The 20,719-nt window shown below is 69.5% G+C and carries 23 protein-coding genes and 1 pseudogene; 12 read left to right on the top strand and 12 right to left on the bottom strand.

Translation table 11 applies throughout. The annotated features are described in order from the left end of the window. The first annotated feature begins 34 nt into the window (after positions 1–34). From EDD27_RS17590 to EDD27_RS17585, 3 genes are read left to right on the top strand one after another with little or no spacing between them, the layout of a single operon-like run. The gene (locus tag EDD27_RS17590) at positions 35–745 is read left to right on the top strand and encodes an alpha/beta fold hydrolase (RefSeq protein ID WP_206641478.1); all 711 of its coding nucleotides are present in this window, start codon (positions 35–37) and stop codon (positions 743–745) included. Then, positions 742–918, top strand: coding sequence for an alpha/beta fold hydrolase (locus tag EDD27_RS55530; RefSeq protein ID WP_206641477.1), 177 nt, complete (start codon positions 742–744; stop codon positions 916–918). The genes EDD27_RS17590 and EDD27_RS55530 overlap by 4 nt, the downstream gene beginning before the upstream one ends. Then, positions 915–2,180: an MFS transporter gene (locus EDD27_RS17585; protein WP_127933395.1), complete on the top strand. Its 1,266-nt coding sequence runs from the start codon at positions 915–917 to the stop codon at positions 2,178–2,180. Before EDD27_RS55530 ends, EDD27_RS17585 begins: the two co-directional genes overlap by 4 nt. 325 nt (positions 2,181–2,505) lie before the next feature. Here the strand turns inward: EDD27_RS17585 and EDD27_RS54280 are convergent, their stop codons facing one another. Together EDD27_RS54280 and EDD27_RS17580 are read right to left on the bottom strand one after the other, a co-directional pair. Then, positions 2,506–2,676, bottom strand: a complete 171-nt coding sequence (locus EDD27_RS54280) for a cysteine hydrolase family protein (RefSeq protein WP_164903659.1) — start codon at positions 2,674–2,676, stop codon at positions 2,506–2,508. A gap of 211 nt (positions 2,677–2,887) precedes the next feature. Next, positions 2,888–4,132, bottom strand: coding sequence for an MFS transporter (locus EDD27_RS17580; RefSeq protein WP_127933394.1), 1,245 nt, complete (start codon positions 4,130–4,132; stop codon positions 2,888–2,890). Positions 4,133–4,267: 135 nt separating this feature from the next. Here EDD27_RS17580 and EDD27_RS17575 point away from each other — a divergent pair, with 135 nt between their 5' ends. Continuing rightward, positions 4,268–5,203 (top strand): LysR family transcriptional regulator, encoded by a 936-nt coding sequence (locus tag EDD27_RS17575; RefSeq protein ID WP_127933393.1) that lies wholly within the window; start codon positions 4,268–4,270, stop codon positions 5,201–5,203. 603 nt (positions 5,204–5,806) lie between these two features. Here the strand turns inward: EDD27_RS17575 and EDD27_RS54275 are convergent. After that, positions 5,807–5,947, bottom strand: coding sequence for a hypothetical protein (locus EDD27_RS54275; protein ID WP_164903658.1), 141 nt, complete (start codon positions 5,945–5,947; stop codon positions 5,807–5,809). Positions 5,948–5,954: 7 nt separating this feature from the next. Next, on the bottom strand, positions 5,955–6,239 hold the full coding sequence (locus EDD27_RS17565; RefSeq protein WP_206641476.1) for a hypothetical protein: 285 nt from the start codon (positions 6,237–6,239) through the stop codon (positions 5,955–5,957). Positions 6,240–6,793: 554 nt separating this feature from the next. On the opposite strand from EDD27_RS17565, the gene EDD27_RS17560 reads away from it, so the two are divergent. From EDD27_RS17560 to EDD27_RS17540, 5 genes are all read left to right on the top strand, one after another. Further along, positions 6,794–8,068: a cytochrome P450 family protein gene (locus tag EDD27_RS17560; protein WP_127933392.1), complete on the top strand. Its 1,275-nt coding sequence runs from the start codon at positions 6,794–6,796 to the stop codon at positions 8,066–8,068. Between the two features lie 194 nt (positions 8,069–8,262). Further along, positions 8,263–8,451, top strand: coding sequence for a hypothetical protein (locus EDD27_RS17555; protein ID WP_127933391.1), 189 nt, complete (start codon positions 8,263–8,265; stop codon positions 8,449–8,451). A 207-nt stretch (positions 8,452–8,658) separates the two neighbouring features. Continuing rightward, positions 8,659–9,198 carry a GNAT family N-acetyltransferase gene (locus tag EDD27_RS17550; RefSeq protein ID WP_127933390.1) on the top strand — a complete coding sequence of 180 codons (540 nt, stop codon included), beginning with the start codon at positions 8,659–8,661 and terminating at the stop codon, positions 9,196–9,198. Between the two features lie 142 nt (positions 9,199–9,340). Further along, the gene (locus tag EDD27_RS17545) at positions 9,341–9,700 is read left to right on the top strand and encodes a DUF4158 domain-containing protein (protein WP_127933389.1); all 360 of its coding nucleotides are present in this window, start codon (positions 9,341–9,343) and stop codon (positions 9,698–9,700) included. A 10-nt stretch (positions 9,701–9,710) separates the two neighbouring features. Beyond that, positions 9,711–10,274: a DUF4158 domain-containing protein gene (locus EDD27_RS17540; protein WP_338324647.1), complete on the top strand. Its 564-nt coding sequence runs from the start codon at positions 9,711–9,713 to the stop codon at positions 10,272–10,274. On the opposite strand, the gene EDD27_RS17535 is transcribed toward EDD27_RS17540, so the two are convergent. From EDD27_RS17535 to EDD27_RS17525, 3 genes are all read right to left on the bottom strand, one after another. Then, entirely contained in the window at positions 10,256–11,566 is a 1,311-nt protein-coding gene (locus tag EDD27_RS17535; RefSeq protein ID WP_127933387.1) for an FAD-binding oxidoreductase, read from the bottom strand. The two genes, EDD27_RS17540 and EDD27_RS17535, sit on opposite strands and share 19 nt — an antisense overlap. A gap of 73 nt (positions 11,567–11,639) precedes the next feature. Continuing rightward, positions 11,640–12,059: a DUF4267 domain-containing protein gene (locus EDD27_RS17530; RefSeq protein ID WP_127933386.1), complete on the bottom strand. Its 420-nt coding sequence runs from the start codon at positions 12,057–12,059 to the stop codon at positions 11,640–11,642. 35 nt (positions 12,060–12,094) lie between these two features. Then, complete coding sequence (locus EDD27_RS17525) at positions 12,095–12,733, bottom strand: hemerythrin domain-containing protein (protein ID WP_127933385.1); 639 nt, start codon at positions 12,731–12,733, stop codon at positions 12,095–12,097. A 100-nt stretch (positions 12,734–12,833) separates the two neighbouring features. Between EDD27_RS17525 and EDD27_RS17520 the strand changes: the two genes are divergently transcribed. Next, positions 12,834–16,070, top strand: coding sequence for an ATP-binding protein (locus tag EDD27_RS17520; protein WP_127933384.1), 3,237 nt, complete (start codon positions 12,834–12,836; stop codon positions 16,068–16,070). Between the two features lie 360 nt (positions 16,071–16,430). Here the strand turns inward: EDD27_RS17520 and EDD27_RS17515 are convergent, their stop codons facing one another. From EDD27_RS17515 to EDD27_RS17505, 4 genes are all read right to left on the bottom strand, one after another. Further along, complete coding sequence (locus tag EDD27_RS17515; protein WP_127933383.1) at positions 16,431–16,667, bottom strand: hypothetical protein; 237 nt, start codon at positions 16,665–16,667, stop codon at positions 16,431–16,433. A gap of 246 nt (positions 16,668–16,913) precedes the next feature. Continuing rightward, positions 16,914–17,096, bottom strand: coding sequence for a hypothetical protein (locus EDD27_RS54270; RefSeq protein ID WP_164903657.1), 183 nt, complete (start codon positions 17,094–17,096; stop codon positions 16,914–16,916). Between the two features lie 287 nt (positions 17,097–17,383). Continuing rightward, on the bottom strand, positions 17,384–18,430 hold the full coding sequence (locus EDD27_RS54265) for a CU044_5270 family protein (RefSeq protein ID WP_164903656.1): 1,047 nt from the start codon (positions 18,428–18,430) through the stop codon (positions 17,384–17,386). Continuing rightward, positions 18,427–18,939, bottom strand: a complete 513-nt coding sequence (locus EDD27_RS17505; RefSeq protein WP_127933381.1) for an RNA polymerase sigma factor — start codon at positions 18,937–18,939, stop codon at positions 18,427–18,429. Before EDD27_RS17505 ends, EDD27_RS54265 begins: the two co-directional genes overlap by 4 nt. 356 nt (positions 18,940–19,295) lie before the next feature. Between EDD27_RS17505 and EDD27_RS58675 the strand changes: the two are divergent. Together EDD27_RS58675 and EDD27_RS57795 are read left to right on the top strand one after the other, a co-directional pair. Further along, positions 19,296–19,884 (top strand): annotated as a pseudogene (locus tag EDD27_RS58675) (Tn3 family transposase). Positions 19,885–19,920: 36 nt separating this feature from the next. Beyond that, positions 19,921–20,043 (top strand): hypothetical protein, encoded by a 123-nt coding sequence (locus EDD27_RS57795; protein WP_277750726.1) that lies wholly within the window; start codon positions 19,921–19,923, stop codon positions 20,041–20,043. A gap of 82 nt (positions 20,044–20,125) precedes the next feature. Here EDD27_RS57795 and EDD27_RS17490 read toward each other — a convergent pair whose 3' ends face one another. Beyond that, positions 20,126–20,641: an AAA family ATPase gene (locus EDD27_RS17490; protein ID WP_127933378.1), complete on the bottom strand. Its 516-nt coding sequence runs from the start codon at positions 20,639–20,641 to the stop codon at positions 20,126–20,128. Between the last annotated feature and the right edge of the window lie 78 nt (positions 20,642–20,719).

Raw genomic sequence — 20,719 nt, 5'->3', positions numbered from 1 at the left:
TCGGTTGTCTCCGGCCTCGGAAAAACTGAACACCATGATCGAACATCCGCACGGCCATCCGCACGAGATCCGCGACCGCCGCATCTGGGTGGAGCAGCACGGAGAGGGCGACGCCGTACTGCTGCTCTCGGGGCTGGGCCCAGCAGGCTCGCATGTGATCTTCCACCCGCACTTCGACGCCCGAGCGGTGGATCACCGGGTGATCTACGTGGATCTGTTCGGCCGCGGCCGCTCCGATCGGCCACAAGACCTCGCCGAGATCACCTTCGCCGACGACGTCGCCGACGTGGTGGCGCTGCTCGGACAACTGGGCCCGGCACACCTGTACGGCTTCTCGTACGGCGGGCTGATCGCGCAGGCGATCGCCCTGGACCATCCCGCCATGGCACGCACCGTTACCCTGGCCAACACTCTGCACGGCCCGGAGATGTGGCAGCTCAACCATGCCAACATCAATCGGGAGCTGGCCACGCAGTTTCCCGAGGTGTGGGAGCGGATCCAGGCGCTGCGGCTGGATGGACTGCGCTCCACCGACGAGCCGCTCAGGCAGGAGTTCGCCAGAGCGGCGGCCCTGGTCAGGTTCTATGATCCCGGTAACGCGGCCCTGCTGGCCGACGAGCCCGGCTCCAGCAACCACGAGCTCTATCCGATCTTCTGCGGCGACGACGTCGACTTCGTGATGGGGGCGAGGCGGCCAGGATCCCGGACTTCCGGCCCCGGCTCAAGGAGATCGGCGTTCCCTTGATGGTCTTGGCCGGCCGTTACGACAGGGCGTTGCATCCGGCGCTGCAGCGCGACTTCGAGCGCTTCGCGCCCCAGGCCCGCTTCCACATGTTGGAGCGCAGCGGCTCGTTCAGTCATGTCGAGGAGACGGAAACCGTCCACTCGCTGCTGCGTGACTTCTGGCAGCAGGCATGACGTCCGCGCCGGAGGCTGCCGGAGGTGCGCGACCGACGGCACGACGTGACTTCGGACTGCTGTGGGCGGGGCAGTCGATGTCATTGTTCGCAGACCACTTCATGACGCTGGCGCTGCCCTTGCTCGCGGTGACGGTGCTGGGCGGGAGCCCGGCCCAGGCCGCGCTGCTGCCGTTCGCCCTGTTCCTGCCCTTCCTGCCGCTCGGCTTACCGGCAGGGGCCATCGTGGACCGATTACCTCGCCGCACGGTCATGCTGGTCGGCAACGGCGTGCAGATGATCGCCTTCGGCGCGATCTGGATCTCGGCGGTCACCGGCGTTCTCAGCTTCGCCCTGCTGTTCGCGCTGGTCCTGCTGAGCGGTTGCGGGGTGGTGTTCTTCCAGGTCGCCTACACCTCATATCTGCCCGGCCTCTTCCGCGACCCGGGCGAACTGCACAGCGGCAACACCCGCCTGGCGCTGTCGGAATCGGCCGCCAAAGCGGTCGGGCCGATGGTCGCGGGGCCGGTCATCGCAGTGCTCGGCGTGGCCGGCGCACTCGTCGCCAACACCCTCAGCTTCGCCGCATCGTTCGTGACACTGATCATGATCCGGCATCGGGAGGTGCCACCCGCCATGCCCGCGCCGGAGCGCGGCTGGATACGGCGAGACGTCGCCACCGGGCTCAGATTCGTGCTCAGGCACCCGGTTCTGGAGCCGGTCCTGGCCTGCGGCACCGTTTACGTCCTGTTCCTGTCCATGGTGGAAACGAGCCTGGTCCTGTATTGCCGCAACGTCCTCGGGCTGTCCCCGCTGTGGATCGGGATCGTGGTGGGCTCGGCCGCGGCCGGCTACCCGATCGGGAACCTCGCCTCTGCCGTCCTCATCAGGCGTCTGGGCAGTCCGCGCGCGCTCATGCTCGCGGCCACCGTCTCGGTGCTGGGCATCGTGGCCATGCCCATGCTGGGAGCCCCCGGCGCTCTGGGAGCCCTCGGCCTGATCGTCGGCAGTGTCGTGCATTGTGTGGGCGAGGGAGTGTTCAGCCCCACCTCGCTGACGCTGCGCCAGACGCAGACCCCGCCCGAACTCCTCGGCCGGGTGGCCGCCGTGCAGCGGTTCCTGCTCTGGGGCGCGGTCGCCCTGGGATCCCTGCTCGCCGCCGCCACCACCGCCCTAGGCGGGTTGCAAGCAGCGATGTGGACCGGCGCCCTCGGCACCATCTTGTGTCTTCCCGCTCTCCTGCGCCGCGGCATCCGCACCGCCACACTCAGCCGCACCGGCTGATCATGCGCTCGTGTGACACCTTCGGCCTGCTCATAGATGGTCATGGTCATGGCCGCCGGGCAGCCCGACCGCGACGCAGCCCGGAAGGTGCTGCCAGGCCGGCGTCAGGGCGCGAACCGCGGCTCATCGGCACGTGAGGCGGATCCGCGTACCGGCAGATCCGGATGACCCCAGGCTTGTCCATGGGTCAGGACCTCATTCCTGATCACGCCACACCCTCCGCCATCGGGTAAGACTGGCCTGGTCAGACCTACAGTGTCAACAGATGTGACACTAAACCCGGTTCACCGTTCCGCTCCTACTGGCAGGCCAATCCGACCCGCAATTAGGCGATGGCGGCGCCGTGCGCTCGCATGTCGGCGATGGCACCGGCCACCCGTGACAGCAGCGCTTCCGGGTTGGCCAGACCGGGGAGCGAGGCCAGGATTCCCTGCTGGTAATCCATGACGAGCAGTGCGGCCGTCCGGGGGGCCAGTGCCGGGGGCGTGACGGTCATTTTTCTCTCCTTGGGTGATGAGGGGCGCCCTGACACGCGAGATCGCGCGCCGGGGCCGACTGCACGTTGGGCACATGAGCCACGATGTGCAGCGCCGCGACCCCATCGGCCACGGCGCGAAGGCCGTCATGCTCATCTCCGAGCTGTACGTGGAGGGGCGAACCGCTCCGAAGGGGCCGCGGCCGATCGCGGTGACGGCTGTGGCGGCCCGTCAGGCGTGGTTCGGTGTCGGCTCCGGCTCGGCGAGGGGCGCTGCGGCGCGTCGGGGGAGCAGCAGCGGAGTCGTCAGCAGGAGCACGCCGGCCAGGCCGATGGCCGTTCGCGGGCCGAGCAGGCCGCCGAGCACGCCCCAGACGGCCGTCAGGAGCGCGGTCGAGGCCTTGGTCGTCACCGACCAGGCGGACAGCGTGCGGGCGACCCGGTCGGGCGCGGTGCGCTCGAGACGGTAGGTGGCGCAGACGGGGTTGAAGAGCCCGCAGCAGAAGATCAGCCCGAGCTGGACGCCCATCACCAGCAGCAGCCCTCCGGTCCGCGGCCCCACGAGGGTCAGCCCGACGAGCCAGATCGCGCGCAGCGTCCCGGCCACGACCAGGACCCGGTGCTGCCCGAACCGGGTGACGAGCGGTCGGGCCAGCCGCGCACCGAACAGCCCGCCGATCGCCGGCGCGGCGAAGGCGAGGCCGTACTGCCACGGTGTGAACCCGAGCTGGCCGAGCATCAGGACGGCCAGCAGCGCGTCGGTGGCCATCACCAGGCCGTTGAACAAGGCGGTGTTGAAGAACAGCGGACGCAGCGTCGCGTCGGCGAGGATGTACCGCCAGCCGTCGAGCAGGTCCCCGGCCCGCATGCGCGCGGCCGGCCGGCGTTCGGGCCGCGGCTCCTGGCCGCCTGCCACGCGGATGCCCAGGGCCGAGAGCAGGTAGCTGACCGCGTCGGCCACCACCGTGGCCACCGGACCGAGGAGCCCGATTGCGGCGCCGCCCAGCGGCGGTCCGATGATGGTGATGGTCCAGGTGGTGGACTCGAATCGGGCGTTGGCGACGAGCAGGTGCTCGGCCGGCAGCAGCGTCTTCAGGTACGCACCCGAGGCGGCGCGGAAGGTGATGTCGGCGGCCGCCACGACGACCGAGACCAGCAGGAGCTGGGCGAAGGACAACACGCCGAGCGCGAACGCGGCGGGGATCGTCAGCAGCGCCGCGAACCGCACCAGGTCCATCCCGATCAGCACCGGCCGCTTGCGGCGGAACTCCACCCACGGGCCCAGCGGCACCGCCACGGCCGCGCCCGCCAGAGCCCCCACGGAGGACAACGCCGCGACCTGCGCCGGCCCGGCGTGCAACACCTGAATCGCGATCAGCGGGAACGCGCCGAAGGCGAGCCACGTGCCGAGCGCGCTGGTCCCGTACGCTGCCCAGAGCCACCCGAACTGCCGCCCCAACCGGTGCCCGCTCCGCATGCCCAACGCTCCTCGCCCCTCACTCGCACAACCGATCCGCGATCGCAAGCATCAAAGCGCGCGCCGTACCAGCGGATCAAACAACTGCGGGGCCGTTAGCCACAACGAACGGTTGTATCCATAGGGTGTGTCCGCATGGACCTCGACACCATACGGACCTTCGTCGCCGCCGCCGACGCGGGGCAGTTCCAGGAGGCCGCCGCCGAGCTGGCGGTTACCCAGCAGGCCGTCTCCAAGCGCATCGCCGCGCTGGAGCGCACCCTCGGCGTGCGGCTGTTCACTCGCACGCCGCGCGGCGCCGAGCTCACCATCGACGGGCAGGCGTTCCTGCCCCACGCCCGCGAGTTGCTGCGCGTCGCCGAGCGCGCGGTCGCGTCCGTGCGCACCGGCCGCCGTCCGCTGCGCGTCGACATGATCACCTCGCGCAGCGCGGCGTCGGGCCTGATGCGCGGCTTCCACCGCGCGTACCCCGAGATCGACCTCGACGTGGTGATGCTGTTCGACATCGAGACGGCCCTCGCCGCCATTCGGTCCGGTGCGATCGACGCGTCCTTCCGCGCCGTCGCCATGCCCGGCCGGCCCCTTCCCGAGGACATCGAGTCAGTCCGGGTGCTCGACGAGCCTCTCCAGCTCCTCACCGGCCCCGCTCACGCGCTGGCGTCCGCCCGTTCGGTGACCCTGACCCAGCTCGCCGGGCACCGGATCTGGATGCCCGGCCTCGTCCCCGGAACCGAATGGGCCGCCTACTACGACGACCTCGTCGCCGAGTTCGGCCTGACCATCGAGGCGACCGGCCCCAACTTCGGCTCCGACGCGCTCCTCGACACCATCGCCGACACCCCGGCCCTGGCCACCTTCATGGGCGCGCAGACCCGCCTCGTCTGGCCCGCCGGCCACGGCCTGCGCCGCATCCCGGTCATCGGCCCCACGCCGGTCTACCCGCACTCGCTCCTGTGGCACCGCGACAACCCCCACCCCGCGCTGGCCACCCTCCGCGCCCACCTCGCCGCCACAGCGGCCGGCCACGGCGCCGCCGGGACCTGGGCGCCGGACTGGGCAATCCCGCTCTGAACGCCACCTCAGCGGGCCGACCGCTGGACCACGATTCAGGAGACAGGCGTGGCCCATCGGCACACTCCGGCCCTGCCCTCCGTATGCCTCACCTGAGGCATGAGCAGGCACGCTAGGGCGCTCAGCCAGGGCAAACAGCCGTCGTCACCGAACCGTCGTCAAGATCGACTTACTAGCGCCAAAATCCGGTCCGATCCTCCCCGGAGGCCAGTACGCCGTCTTCCCCAGGACCTATTGATCAGGACATGCATGCCATCCGCGGAGCCCCGAAAGTGATCTAAGAAGCTGACCCTCGCGTTCACGACGCAACCGGGGGACACCCGAAGGTGAGGGCTCCAGCGTCAATCTCATGGACGGTCTCCACGAGCCGGCATGCGCATTTGAGTACCACCGAGCTCTACATGGCGCCCAGGCTGGATGATCTGATGGACAAGCTCACCGAGCACGATGCCCGTCCCCCTGCGGAGGGACGGTGGTCGGTGACCTATGAGCTTGCGCGCCGAGACAGCCGACAAACCGTTTCTGACGGCGTCGGCGTACTCTGCGCCGGCGCACTCGTTGGCCCGCTTTGGTCCGCGGCCGGATCCCGCGCGGCAGGCACGCCTAGGCCGTCGCTCTGGCCTGGTCGGGCGGCAGCAACGCCAGTGCTTGGGTCAACGCTTGCAGTTCGCGCTCCTGATCGGCGGCCTCGTCGTGGCGGCGCTGCGGTCTTCGGGGCGGGCCGGCCGCCGGCAGGAATTCCACCAGCAGATCAGCCAGGGCGTCGGCGTCGATACTCCCAGGCGGCCAGAGCGTCATACAACGCGCCGTGGCCGCGGCGGAACTCCGGCTCCAGCGACAGTTGCACGAGCGAGGTCACCGGGTGATCGGCACCCATGATGGCGTCGATCAGCTCGGACAGCACATCGGCCCGGCCTGTCAGCAATCCGTGCAGCCGCCGGCGAAACTCAGCCAGCCGACCCAGAGCCAGGGCCCGCCGAATCGAGGTGCGAAAGCAATCCTCGTTCGCCGGGCGCGGTGAGACGAGTGCCGCCACGCCGGGCAGAGCAGGTAAAGGCGTCAACTCCTGCGGTCGATCAGGTCACCGTGCCATCCTGAGCAGCATCAGGCCACCGCCTTTCCGAGATTCGTCAGATCCACGGTGAGACGGTGGCCCTCGACTTGCCGTGCAAGATGACGTCTGTGATGGCCATGCCCCTTCAACTGGGCGCCCGTGTGCGGCGGCGACCTGCGGCTATAACGGTCAGTAGCCACGAAATGCGGTAGACATTCCGAAACGCGCCATAGATGCCCGCGACGTCCACCAGACAGTCCATAACGACCTCAAGCAGGCTGAACGCCTGTTTCAGACGTTAAAGGCAGAGCTTAGGCGATGCGGCGGCATCTGCCGCGAACGCGCTCAAGAACGCGCGCCGGCGTGGTGCCGGCGGCAACCAGGCGCCGGTGCTGATTCCCAAAACACACGACCGGCACGGAATGTGGCCTGGTCGGCAGGTGGAAGCTGCTCGGCGGTAAGACCGTCCGCTACTTGGCGTGGTTAACAGTGACACGCACAGTAAATATGACATTCGGTCAAAGGAGTTGTTGCCGATGCACATCCCCCTCCAACTGCCGGCTCCGAACGAGCGGACATCCCAAACGATCCGCCGCTATCGCGACGAGATCGGCCCCGTCCTGCGGGTCGAACTGCCGGGCAAGGTGCCCGTCTGGTTGGTGACCTCGTACGACATGATCAACGAGGTCCTCGCGAACGACGGCACCCTCTACAGCAAGGACCCCAGGAACTTCACGGCCTTGCACGATGGCAGCATCCCCCCCGACTGGCCGCTGCGCCAGATCATCGAAGGCAAACATCTCCTGACCAAGGACGGTGCGGACCACCATCGGCTGAGAGGTCTAATCAACCACGCCTTCACGCCCGGCCGCGTGCAGGGGCTGACCTCACGCATCCAGAAGATGACGGACGCGTTGCTCGACCGGATGGCCGCCGAAGGCGGCGTGGTCGACCTCGTGTCCTCCTTCAACGCGCCGCTGCCCCTCACGGTGATCTGCGAACTGTTCGGCGTTCCCGAGGACGAGCGGCCCCAGATCCGCGAGTGGGGCAACGTGCTGGTGTCGCACACCGCCACTCCGGAGGAGTCCCTCGCCGCGAACAACGGGGTGCTCGGCTACCTGGCCGCCTTCATCGAGCGCAAGCGCCACGAACCCGGCGACGACCTCACCACCGGGCTCATCCGCGCACAAGAGGACGACGGCGACCGCCTGTCCGAGGACGAGATGTTGTGGATCATGTGGCATATGCTGATCGCCGGTCACGAGACCACCGTGCACCTGATCGGCAACGCCGTCATCGCCCTGTGCTCGGACCCGAAGCAGCTCGCGCTGGCGCGTACGGAGATCGCCTGGGAGCAGGTGGTCGAGGAGACGCTGCGCAGCCGCACCTCGGTGGTGGGCATCATGTTGCGCTACCCGCGGCATGATGTGCAGCTCGCCGGAGTGAGGATCCCGGCCGGGGAGGCCATCATGGTCGGCCTCGCCGGAGCGGGCACGGATCCGGCCAGGTTCGGCCGGGAAGCCGAGCGGTTCGACATCACACGGGAGCCGGACATGCACCTGGCGCTCGGCCGCGGTCCGCACTTCTGCCTCGGTGCGCCGCTGGCCAGGCTGGAAACACGCATCGCGCTGGCCTCATTGTTCGGCAGGTTCCCCGAGTTGCGCCTAGCGGTCAGGGCGGACGAGATCGTCTACAACTCGTCGATCATCACCGAGGGACCGGTCAGGCTGCCGGTGGTTCTCGGTCCCGCGAGGGGCAGCAGCCCCGGCGCGACCTCGTGCAGCTCGGCGTCGGCCCACGATTTCACGTAGGCAGGCGGAGTGACGCGACGGGCGGCAGCGAGCAGTGTCTCCTGCCGCCTACGCCCCCCGCTCGACGTCCGCGTCCGTCCAACGGCCTGCCTCATCGGCAGGGAAGAAGGCCGCTCGGGCCAGTTCGTCTCGAAGTGGATCGGGAACTGGCAGCCTTCACGAGCCTCTACCGCTGGGCCGTCAAAACCGGGGTCATGACGCGGAACCCGGTGGCGACCAAGCAGGTGACGGGTCGCTACGGCGAGGTGCTGACGGTCGCTGAGGCCCGGGCGAAGCACGCACGGCCGAGCAACGTGCACTGGCTGACGCCGCGGACCTGGCGGCGGTGGTTGGATGTCGGGCTGCGGGGCCACACGAAGAAGGGGGTCTGGTTTTGTCGGTGATACGTGACAGCGTTTGCCGGTCTGCTGCGACAGCGATCGTTCCCGCCCGAAGGTGATGTCGCCGAGAAGCAACAGCGCCCGAGGGCTTGCGGTGGGAGCATTGATGTGCTCCGTGCTCGACACAGCGTCGAGGAAGAGCACGGCGATGAACCGCCAGGCATTGGCCCCGCTGAACGGGTCCCAGAGCAATGCCCTTACGATCGCCGCATGCTTGACCGAAGCCATCGCAGCGAAGCACTGCTGACCGCACGACTGTCGCTGCGGCGCCCGGTGCCGGATGACATCGACGCGATCTTCGCCATCCACAGTGATCCCACGACTTGCCTGCACAACCCCTCCGACGCCCTGTCCAAGCGTGAGGAGACGGTGGAGCTCTTCCAGCGTTGGGATGATCACTGGCGGCGCTTCGGCTACGGCTACTGGGTGGTGCGACGCCGCGGCTCGGACCGGACGCTGGGCTTCTGCGGGACCAAGGTCATGGACCTCAACGGCATGAGCGTGCTCAATCTCTTCTACCGCTTCGAGGCCTCATCCTGGGGCCAAGGAGTGGCCAGCGAGGCCGCGACCGCGGTGGTCGAGTGGGTGACGGAACGCGTTCCCGATCTGCCCGTCATCGCCCGCGTGCGCCCGGCCAACACCGCCTCTCAGCGCGTGGCGGTGCGCGCCGGCCTGGTACGGGCTGAACACCTCGACACCGCCGGCGAGGACGGCCCGGACTGGATCTTCGCGAAGAACCTGCTTGCCTGAGCCGCGTCGTCACGGCCTCACTGTAGACCTGGGGAAATTTCCAACGGATTTGCCTACCTGCACTGATGCGGGCCTGTTCCGATTGTTGATCACTTCCGCTACGGTTCGTACGGTCCTGACCGGTGCGGTGTCGGGGTGGTCGATGTCGACCCGGATGTTCTCCGACGATCAGCTGGAGCGGTTGCGCTCGTTCCCGGACACCGGCCGGGACGATCTGATCAGGTACTTCACCCTGACGCCCGCCGACGTCGCCTTCATCGATCCGTGCCGTGGCCGAGGCGCTGGGGATCGCCCCGGGCTTGCCGTCCAGCTCGCCACTTTGCCCTTGCTGGGGTTCGTGCCGGATAAGGTGAGCTCGGCGCCACCGGTGGCGGTGCGGCGGCTGGCCGAGCGCCTGGGCCTGGATCCGACCGTTCTCGCGGAGTACGGCCAGCGGGAGCAGACACGCAGCGATCATCTGCGGTTGTGTCCGGCTATCTGGTTGGAAGAGCGCCCCGGCTGAGAGCACGGCGATGAAGGAGCTGGAGCAGTTCCTGTTGGACCGGGCGATGGAACACGACTCGCCGACGCTGCTGTTCAACCTGGCCACCGAGTACCTGATGGCGGCCAAGACGATCCGGCCGGGCGTGACCACGCTGGCCAAGATGGTGGCCACCGCCCGGACCAGCGCCACCGCGCTGGCCTGGGAGAAGGTGGCGCACCTGCTGACCGGCCAGCTGCGCTCGGATCTGGACCGGTTGCTGGTGTCTGACGCCGGGCTGAAGATGACCCGGCTGGCCTGGCTGATCAAGGCGGCCACCGACGCCGGCTCGACCTCGGTGAAGACCTCCATCGACAAACTCACCTACCTGCGCAGCATGGACGCCCACACCCTGGGAGGTCACCGATGCGCTGGCGGATCTGCTGATCGCCACGAAGCACCGGAAACCCCTCATTGTGCGAGGCCTTCCTGTGTGGGTGTGCCCTTCACCGTGCTCGCGGCGGCATCTGTCACGCGGGTTCGGTGCGGCCCCGCCGCCCCGGTGGGCGGAGGGGCCGTGACCTGCTGGGAACCGATCTATCCGAGCACCGGGTAGTTCGCGCGGAACACGTTGTGCGGGTCACGGGCCCGCTTGATCCCCCGCAGCCGCGCGAGCACGCTGCCGGAGAAGGACTTCGCCGCCGTGTCACCGGGGGACAGCAGGGTGTACGGCTTGCGGCCGCTGATGTAGGCCTCCAGGTCGGCCACGACCTCGGCCTGCTTGGCGCGCGTCGCATCGGCCGCGTGCGGCAGGCCGAGACCCAGCAGGCCGAGCAGGTAAGGCTCAGCCACCGCGCCGCTCGCACCGGCCCCGCCGCCCGGCTCGGCGAGCGCCCCGCCCAGGTGCCTGATCTGCACGTTGATGAGCGGTTCGACCGGCTTGGCCAGCAGGAGCTCCACCGCGTCCGCGTCCAGACCGGTGAGCAGCTCCGCACGAGCGATGGACGGGGCCGGATCGGTGGGCTCGGCGGCGATGCTACCCAGGTCGGCAACCGGGACGACGCCGCGGCTGTCGGAGATCGCGCCCTCGATCTTGTCGATGCGCGCCAGCAGGTCCTCCCCCTGAGCCGCCTCACCCAGGTAGGCCAGATCCAGCGTCACCATCGGCGGCGCGCCGGGGGGCTGGAGCCGGTTGATCCAGACACTGAGTTCACGCGGCGCCTCGGCGGTGATCTCCAGGAACGCGTCGTACACCTCCCTGGTCCGGTGCTCCGGCCAGATCACGCGCCCGCCGTACAGGACTGGCGCGGGATACAGCTCGAGTTCGAGGGCGGTCACCACCGCGAAGTCCCCGCCACCACCGCGCAGCGCCCAGAACAGCTCGGGATCGGACTCGGCGGTCACCCGGCCCGGCTCGCCATCGGCGTCCACGATGTCGATAGCCCGCACGCTGTCGGAGGCGAAGCCATACTTGCGGCTGAACCAGCCGACCCCACCGCCCAGGGTGTAGCCGGTCACGCTGACCCCCGGCGCGCTGCCGGACAGGCCAGTCAGACCCAGCGGACCGGCCGCCGCCAGCACCTGCCCCCACTTCACACCCGCGCCCACCCGGACCACGCGCTCATCCGCGCGTACCTCCACCTCGTTCAGCAGGCCGGTACGCAACAGGATCAGGCCCTCCACATCACCGGAGGCGCCATGCCCGCTCGGCTGCGCGGTCACCGTCATACCCGCCCGCCCCGCGTAACGCACGAGCGCCGCCACGTCATCGGCATCCGCGGCCTCCGCCACGGCCGCCGCCGGCTGCCTGACGGTCAGATTCCACGCGGTGGCCGCCTGTTCAAAGCCGTCGTCATCGGGCAGGAGCACGCGCCCCTTGAGGACACCGCGCAGATCGTTGATCGTCATTGTCGTCTCCCTTTTTCGAGTTCTCAGAAAATGCGAAGGAATACCCCGTGCACCCCTTCGGGGCGTGCAGACGTCAGGCGGGCTGCGCGGTGGGTGCTGGGGCGGTGGCCTTGCGGGCCTTGCTGGTCTCGCGGAGGATCAGCAGGCCGGTGGCCGCGATCAGTGCCGAGGTCAGGCCGTGGATGCCGAACGCGGCGGCCATGGAGCCGTCGTGGGCCAGGACGTTGACCATGTCGCCGAACGGGGCGACGGCCACCATCAGCAGGACCCAGCCCAGAGCGAGGCGGTGACCCGTCATCAGCAGGGCGCCCATGGCCAGGCCCATCGCGATTTCGCGGCTGCCCTTCACGACAGGGAAGCCGCTGTCGCCAGAGGGCCAGTTCGGCAGGCCCGGGAAGGATGCCTCGAGGGGCAGGACGAAGGACAACCCGAGGTAGAGGGTGAACAGGACGACGGCGGTGGCCAGGACGGTGTTGAGCTTCTTCAGCGACATGGTTGTTCTCCTTTGATGTTCAGACCGGGCAGGGTTCAGCCGCGGACACGGCGGATGTGGCGGGCGTAGCGGGGGCGGCCGATGACGTGCCAGATGACGCGGACCGGGGTGGCGAGGCCGTTGAGGACGATGGCGCGCTCGGCCGGGTTCGCGTCTTCCAGGACGGCGCCGAAGAGCGTGAGCAGGGTGAGCTTGGGAGTGTTGTTCACCAGGTGGTCGCCCAGGGAGGCCCACTCCTGTTGTGTGATGTGCTTGGCCGCGAGCGGGAGGCGGGTGGCCTCCTCGTCGTCGAGGTGTTCCAGCAGGACCGCGCGGTGCTCGGAGAGGGCGGCCACGAGGGTGTCGCGTTCGTCGGCGCCCGCGGTGGCCTCCCAGGCGGGGACCGTGGCGTCCAGCCTGGTCAGGGTGGCCGCGATGCGTTCGTGCTGGGCCTGCATGCGCAGGACGATGTCGGCCTCCAGGTCCACCCGGGAAAGCAGCGGCGGCCACAGCAGCTCGTCCTCGCCCTCGTGATGGTTGTGCAGGCCCAGCCGGTAGACGCGGAAGTGGTCGGCGATCACCTTGGCGCGAGCGGTGTCACCCGGGGTGACGGCCGCGACGAGCTCCATCAGCAGCCGTGACTCACGGCGGAGCACGCGGTGGACGATCTCCATGTCCTGGGTGTTGACGCTCATCTGTCCTGCCCTCGGTCGGTTGCGATGTGTTCAGGCTGCTCCCAGGTATTTGGAGGGGGCTTGGAGCCGATTTGGAACGCCCACATACGATGTGCAGATCATGGTCTTCATCCGGGTGCTGGGCGCGTTCGCAGCGGAGGTAGACGGTGCGGCCGTTCACCTCGGCGGGCCGCGGCAGCGGGGCGTGCTGGCGTTGCTGGTGGCGGCGCGTGGGCAGGTCGTGCCGGTCGACCGGATGATCGAGGATCTGTGGCGCGGGGAGCCGCCCGCGCGGGCGCTGATGTCCCTGCAGGCGTATGTGTCCAACCTGCGTCGGTTGCTGGAGCCCGGACGTCCGCCGCGCACGCCGGCCCGGCTGCTGGTGAGCGCGGCGCCGGGTTATGCGCTGCGGCTCCCACCGGAGGCGGTGGACGCGTGGCGGTTCGAGGGCCTGCTGGGCCAAGCGCGTACGGACACCGACCTACGCGCCGCGCAGGCTCGGCTCGCCGAGGCGCTGGGGCTGTGGCAGGGACCGGCGTTCGCCGAGGTCGCCGACGAGCCGTGGGCCGCCGCCGAGACGGCCCGGCTGAACGAGCTACGCCTGGTCGCCACCGAGCTGCACATCGCGGCGGGTCTGCGCATCGGCGACCCCGCCGCGGTGGTTCCCGAGGCCGAGCGGCTCACCCGCGACGAGCCCCTGCGCGAGGAAGGCTGGCGGCTGCACGCCTTGGCACTATGGAGCAGCGGCCGCCAAGCGGACGCGCTGGCGACGCTCCGCCGCGCCCGCGGCATCCTCGCCGAGGAGCTCGGGCTCGACCCTGGCCCGGACCTGACGGCGTTGGAGGAGGCGATCCTCACCCAGCGCACGGACGTCCTGCGCGCGACCGTGCCCCCGCCCCCGCCCCCGCTGACTGCCCCGCTGCCGCAGGTGGCCCCTCTCCCGGGGACGGCTCCGATCGTCGAGGCGCCGTTCGTCGGACGCGAGGCACAGCTGTCGGCCCTGGTCACGGCCGCCACCGGGGCCGCCGCCGACGGAGCCCGTATCGCCCTTGTCACCGGCGAGGCCGGGCTCGGCAAGTCGACGCTGCTGGAACACCTCGGCAGGCGGCTCGAACGTGACGGGTGGCTGGTCGCCGTCGGCCGCTGCCCCGAGGTCGACAGTGCGCCGCCCGCGTGGGCCTGGACGGAGGCGCTGAGAGCCGTCGCCGCGACCACGTCCCCGGGCGAGTTCGCGGACGACCTCGCGCCGCTGCTCACCGACACCGGGCCGGTGAACGCCGACGCCACCGCTGGACGGTTCCGCCTGCGCCAAGCCGTGTGGAAGTGGCTCGCGGCGGTCGCCACGGAACGCCCGGTCGCCGTCGTGCTGGACGACCTGCACTGGGCGGACGCCACCACGCTGGAACTGCTCGGCGGCGGCCTCGGCATGCGGGCCCCGATCCTGGTCGTCGCCGCGTACCGCGCGGACGAGAGCGGGCACCTCACCGAAACCCTGGCCTCCCTCGCGCGCGCCACGCCCCTTCGCCTAGCGCTGCCAGGGCTGAACGACGAGGCCGTCGCGGAGCTCGTACGGGCCGAATGCGAGGCCGACGAGGAGACCATCGCAGGGATCGCCGAGCGCACCGGCGGCAACCCGTTCTACGTGCGCGAAAGCGCCCGGCTGCTGAACGGCGAAGGCGCGCTGGTCGCCCTCTCCGAGGTCCCCGAAGGCGTACGGGACGTCCTGCGCCGTCGGCTCGCGCGCCTGCCTGAGGGAGGCGTGTCCGTCCTCCGGCTCGCCGCGGTCGCAGGCCGGGAAAGCTCGGTGGACGTCCTCGTCAAGGCCGCCGACACCGACGAGGACGGCGTGATGGACGCCTTGGACGCGGGCGTCATCGCCGGGCTCCTCGACGAGCCCGGCCCAGGCCTCATCCGCTTCGTCCACGCCCTCGTCAGGGACACGCTCATCGCCGACGTCAGCAGATTGCGTGCTACCCGGATGCACGCCCGGATCGCCGCCGCTCTTGAAGGCACCGACGACATCGCGGCGCTGGCCCACCACTACGCGCGCGCCGGCTCACCGAAGGCCGTCGGCTACTGCGTCCAGGCCGCCGAGCTTGCCGAGGCCCGCTACGCCCACGACGTGGCGGCCGACCTCCTCGCCGATGCCGTCACCAACTCGACCGGACCGGACGAACGCGTCGAATTGCTCGGCAGGCTGCTGCGCGCGCAGATCCGGGCGGGGGCCGTCGCAGCCGCCCGCGAGACACGCCGTGAAGCCGTGGAGTACGCAGAGTCCCTGGGCCGCGACGACCTGATGATCGCCGCATTCACCGCGTGGACAGAGCCGACCCCCTGGCAGGCCCGTACGTACGGCACAGTGGACCGGCCCATCGTCGACCGCCTGAGCCGCCTGCTGAAGCGCGAACTGACCCCTTCGGTGCGGTCCCGGCTTCTGACGGCGTACGCGCACGAACTGGTCGGCGAAGACGACCCGACGGTTGTAGAGGCAGCGCAGGAGGCACTCGACCTCGCCACCGGACCCCGGTTGCGGGCCGCGGCACTCGAGATCCTGGCCGGAGTCCACGGCGACGCCGAGCTCTGCCGGGAGCTCGTGGAGATCGGGACCGAGCACGACCTGCCGGTCTACCGCGTCACCGGGCTGCTCAACCATGCCGCCGTCGCCGCCGCCGCCAACGACCCGGTGACCATGCACCAGGTGACCACCGAGGCCCTGGAACTCGCGCGCACCTACCGAATGCGCGAGGCGATCGCCGTCACCGAGATCACGCTGGCGAGCCTGGCGCTCATCGAAGGCCGATTCGCCGACGCCGAACTCCTCTACATCAAGGCCGACGAGGGCATGCGGCGCATCGGATCGGTGCACGCCACGGGCTTTCTCCAACTCGCCCTGGCTACGATCTGGCTGAACGACGGCACGCTCGGTGCGCACCTGGACGACGTGCGCGCCCTCCACGCCGCGCTCGGCCCCATGACCTCCGACCTGCTCGCGCTCGCCCTCCACGCCAACGGCCTGGACGCCGAAGCCCGCGAGGTCCGCGCGTCACCCAGCCCGATCCGCCCGGACTTCTTCTTCACCTTCCTCACCACGTTGCGCGCGATGGCCATCATCGCCTTGAACGACCGCGACGCCGCCGAGGAGATCTACGCGACGCTGCTTCCGCACCGCAACGGCCCCCCAGCGGGCGCCGCGAGCCTGTCGGTGGCGCTGCGCCCGGTCGCCCACACCCTCGGTGAACTGGCCGTCCTCCTAGGCCGCACCGAGGCCGCCGCCCACTTCACCCAGGCCGCCACCATCGCCGACCGGTGGAACGCACCCCACTGGGCCGCCGAGGCCCGGTCGCGAACAACCACCTAGCCCACATCTGTCACACAGAACTTGAATTATCTGTGACCCTGCCGGGGCCGCGGACGCCCAGCTCACCGCTCGAGGCCGTCGGAGCGACTCGGCAACGTTATGTGTCACATCGACGAAAGAGGCCGTCCGTGTCCGTCGTGGCCTTCCCCAGCCAGCCCGAACTCGGCCACCACCCCAGGCACGGCCGGCCCGACTCGGCACCACCCCAGGCACGGCCGGTCCGACGACCGCGGCCGCCGTCGAGCGCTGCCTCGACTCCTTGACCGCGGCTACCACCCGCGCCGGTTACACCGAGACCCTCACCCGCCTGACCGCCGTCACCGGCCCCAACCATCCGGCCGCCGCCCTGACCCCCGAGCACTACGCCGCCGTCATCGACCGCTGGCACACCGCGGCGGCCGCCACCTGGAACCGGCACCTATCCGCGCTCGCCTCCTTCACCACCTGGGCCCAGCGCCAGGAGATCTTGGCCACCAACCCCGCCCGGTGGCTGGAGCGCCGCAAATCCGCCCGCCGCGGCGACCGCTCCATCCCGCGCACCCGGCTGGAGACGTTGCCCGCGTCGTCTCCAAGGGCGGCGCCATCGAGTACGTGCACTGGGCCACCCCCACCGCCAGGCTGCTGCCCCGGCTGCTGGCCGGCCGGACGTCCGGGCCGGTGTTCCTGGCCGATCGGCGCGCCGCCACGTCCGGACGCCGATCACCGGCGGCAGCCGATATTGACCCCAGCACCAAGCGGGCCCGGCTGTCCTACCCTCGCGCCGAATACCTGTTCAAGACCGCATCCGCCGAGCTCGACCCGCACGGCCAGGGATGGACCTTGCATCAACTCCGTCATTCGGCGCTACAGCATCTGGCCCAAGCTGGTCGCACCGCGGCCGAACTGCAGGACAAGAGCCGCCACCAGCACCTGGCCAGCCTCGGCCGCTACGTACGCCTGGGGGAGGAGACCTCCGCGCGCATCACCGCCGAAGCCGACCCGCCCAGCGCCGCCGTCCCCGCTGACCTCCACCCCGCGCGCTGGCACGGATGCGAATCAGACAGCCTCCCCCACCAGCAGCACCTCATCATCGTCAGGGTCGGGCTCAACGCGATAGCCGACCTTACCCCGCCATCGCTTTTGACCTGCCTGGCAGCGGTTGTGTCCCTTCCAAGTGATGTTGTCGGAGCGGACAACCCTGACCGCCCCGTGCCGCACTGGGCGTCGCCGTCAGGCCAGCGCTCACATCACGGCCTCACCCCAGGACGGCCACAATGCGCTCCAACCGGGGCTGGCCGGCGGGCTCGCGCCGCGCCGGGCCAGCCCGGCGGCCTTCACTCGGCGGAGGGCGGGGATGGGCGGGTGTCGGTCCAGCCGGACTCCAGCACCATGTTGACCCGGTCTTTCACCTGCGGCATGCCGCCGGTGACTTCGAAGGTCAGCACCTTGGAGGTGTCGGGGTCAATGATCAGTCTGCCCTGGGTGGGTTGGCCCTGCTGGATCGGGAAGGTCAGGGCGACGCCCGGCCGCCCCTGCGGATCGGTGGTCCGGCCTTCGACCCGCACTGCGGGCAGCGTCGCCAGCGCCTGGTAGGCGGCGCTGCGCACCTGTGGGGAGGTGGGTAGCTCGTACAGGAGTGATGCCAAGGTGGGCGCCAGGCCGTCTTCCACCGAACCGGCGAAGTCCTGATCGCTACGGATCGCCTCAGCGGCCCGCTTCTTCAGCGCTTCGGGGGCGGCGGGCAGCGCCTCGATCTCCTTCAGGGTCATGGGCATGGCACTCCAGTAGAGCTTCTGCTCCCCTTTGAGCCGGGTGAGCGTGCCCTCGCCGGGCGAGGTGGAGTAGACGCCGCCGTCCTTCCCCATCTCCCATTCGGTCGGCGAGCCGTCCCGGCGCCATGCCTCCAGGTCCAGGGGGCGTGCGGCCAGCTGCCTGCGGCCGATCCAGCCTCGGCCATCCTTGGCCACCCACGTCTCCGAGAGGTATGAGATTCCCAGACGGTAGGTGTTGCCGTTCTGGCCGTACGGTCCCGCCGAGCCCACGTACAGCTCCTTGAGATGCCAGTAGGCGCCTTCTGGGGCGGCTTGGGCCTTGGCGGCGGCGGCCAGCAAGATCGAGGTGCCCGACAGGGAGGTGTTGCCGGGTGTGACCGTGGGCGAGGGCGATGCGGTGGGGGTGACCTGGCCGAGGAAGACCGCCGTCGCGGCCGCGGCCGCTGCGAGGCCGATGGCTCCGGCCTGCCACGGCAGACGCCGGACCGTCCGGTGCGGACGCGCCTGGGTCGCCATGATCGCCTCACGCAGTTCGCGCGCGCCGGGCCCCTGATCCGGCGCGTGTGGTGCCGGGTCGATGGCCCTTACCAGGTTGTCGATGTCGCTCATGCTTCCCCCATCGCGTTTGTCAAGGACGCCTGCCGCTCCAGCGCCGCCGCCATCCGTTTGCGCGCCCGATGCAGCCGGGTCCGGGCGGCAATAGCCGTACATCCCAAAACTTTGGCGATCCGCTGGCTGGTCAGGCCCTCCCAGCAGGCCAGCGCCAAGACCTCGCGGTCACGTTCGGGCAACTTGTCGAAGGCGGCGCGAACATGGTCCAGATCGACCGGTCTGACCGGCCGGTCGGCGGCCAACTCCGCACGCAGCCGTTCGGTGAGCACGGCCCTGCGCAAATCGCCGCGCTGCTGGTTGGCCAGCACGCGGCGGGCCACCCCGTACAGCCACAGCAGCGCCTCCTCACCCTCGGGCACATCGCCGATGCGCCGCCAGGCAGTGAGGAACGTCTCGGAGATGACATCGGCCGTGTCGTCGGGGGAACCGGTACGGCGGGCGGCGTACTGATGGATCGCCGGGTAGTACGCGTCATAGACCGCTTCGAAGCGATCTCGGTATGTCACAAAGTCTCCTTGCCGAAAGGTGCCGGACACCTGGTAAATGTCCGGCACCCCTCGGAATGTGGCAGCTCCCTATGAGGGGTCCCGGTAGTTATCGCGGAAAGTCCAACGGATATAGGTCTGAGTGCATGGATAGATCTTGGCTCGCCATCCAGTGATCGTGTTTCTCAAGAAGTCTCAGCAGGTCAGGCGCGCGGGTCGGCCCACCGCAGCGACGGCGTGGCGAACACGTCCCGCACCTGCAGCGCCAGAAACAGACTTTCCAGGACACAGACCACATACGCGTCGCGGTCCACCGCACCTTTCGGCAGTTCGGGGTCGTGACCGACACGGGCAGCTACAGCGACCTGGTCTATGGCATGTTCGCCATGTGCGGCTACCAGCTCGCGCCCCGGCACGCCGACATCTCCGACACCCAGCTGTGGTGGATCGACACGGCGATGCTGGAGGGCGGCCTGACCACCGGGACGCGCGCTACCACCGGGTGGGCCGCCTTCAACAGCCTGGGGCTGCCCCGGGTGTCGATTCCCGCGATCGTCCAGCACTGGGACGATATGGCCCGGGTGGCCGCATCTTCAAGTCGCTCCATCTGCTGCAGGTTCTGCATGTGGAGGACTGCCGCAGGATGATCGGGGCGCAGTTGAACGCCGGCGAGTCCCGGCACACGCTGGCCCGGCGGTGTTCTTCGGCAACCTGGGCCGGTTGGTGCGCAGTTATGAAGGTGGTATGGAGGACCAGGTGGGCGCGCTCGGCTTGGGCCTCAACGCCATCACCTGGTGGAATTCACTGTATATCGACGCGGCGGTGAAGCGTCTGGAGGCCGGTGGGCTGGGCGTCGGCCCGGAGATCCGTGCCCGGCTCTCACCTCTGCTGTTCGAGCACATCAACTTCCACGGGTTCTACCCCTTCAATCGCCCGGAGTTGGGCGGCGGGTTGCGCGCTGCGTGATCCGAACGCTGGCCCTGATGAGGAGGAGTGAGGCCGATGGGTGCGCCGCGCGAGGGCCTGGGCACGATGGCCGATCCGGCGGGACTGGCGGCGGCGCTGGTGGCCATCGGGCTGCTGAAGAGGTCCTTCACCACCGCCGAGCCGGCGGCCGAGGTGTAGGGTCCGCGTGATCTGTCGAGAGCGTTTGTCTACGCGGGAGTGTCGAATCCTCTCGTCATGCCGATCCGGCCGAGACCTTGAGTTAAGAAGGTCCGGGTTGGAGGACTCCGGTCACTTCGGTCACGCGCCGAGCCACCTCGAAGGGGGTGAGGCCGTCGGTGTCAACTACGTGATCAACCACGGTTGTTTGGGCCTGTATGTACCTGCTCCTGTAGAAGTCGGTCAGGCCCGGACGCTCAGGGTCCGACTCGAAGCGTTGGTGCCACGTCTCACGGCTGGCGTGCAGTTGAACGGAAATGGCCGGGGTACCGGATGGAAGCAGCCCGGCGACCAGTCGGTGCATCTCTGTGGACTGGAACACCCAGTTGATCACGAGGATGTCCACTTCGGCCGTTGCGGCGTGCTCGGCCACGGCACGCGGATTCGCGCGCACCATGGTCGTCATCCGCTCATTGACGCGCCAGGGCTGGTGCTGCCACAGGCTGTCGACGTCGAGCCACTGGACCAGTTGCTGCCCGGCCTGTACCAGGTCCAGGAGTCTCCTGGCCACAGTCGTCTTGCCGACGCCAGGAGCGCCGCCCAACATCACCGCTCGCACCGAGGCACTGTAGTCGCCGCGTGATCACCATCGCCACCGCTTTCCGCAGCACATCGGCAAGCAGTGCGGCAGGGTGGC

The organism is Nonomuraea polychroma, assembly GCF_004011505.1.
Lineage (GTDB): Bacteria > Actinomycetota > Actinomycetes > Streptosporangiales > Streptosporangiaceae > Nonomuraea > Nonomuraea polychroma.
Note: the sequence above shows the minus strand (reverse complement) of the source record. Positions and strands in the feature narration are given on the sequence as shown.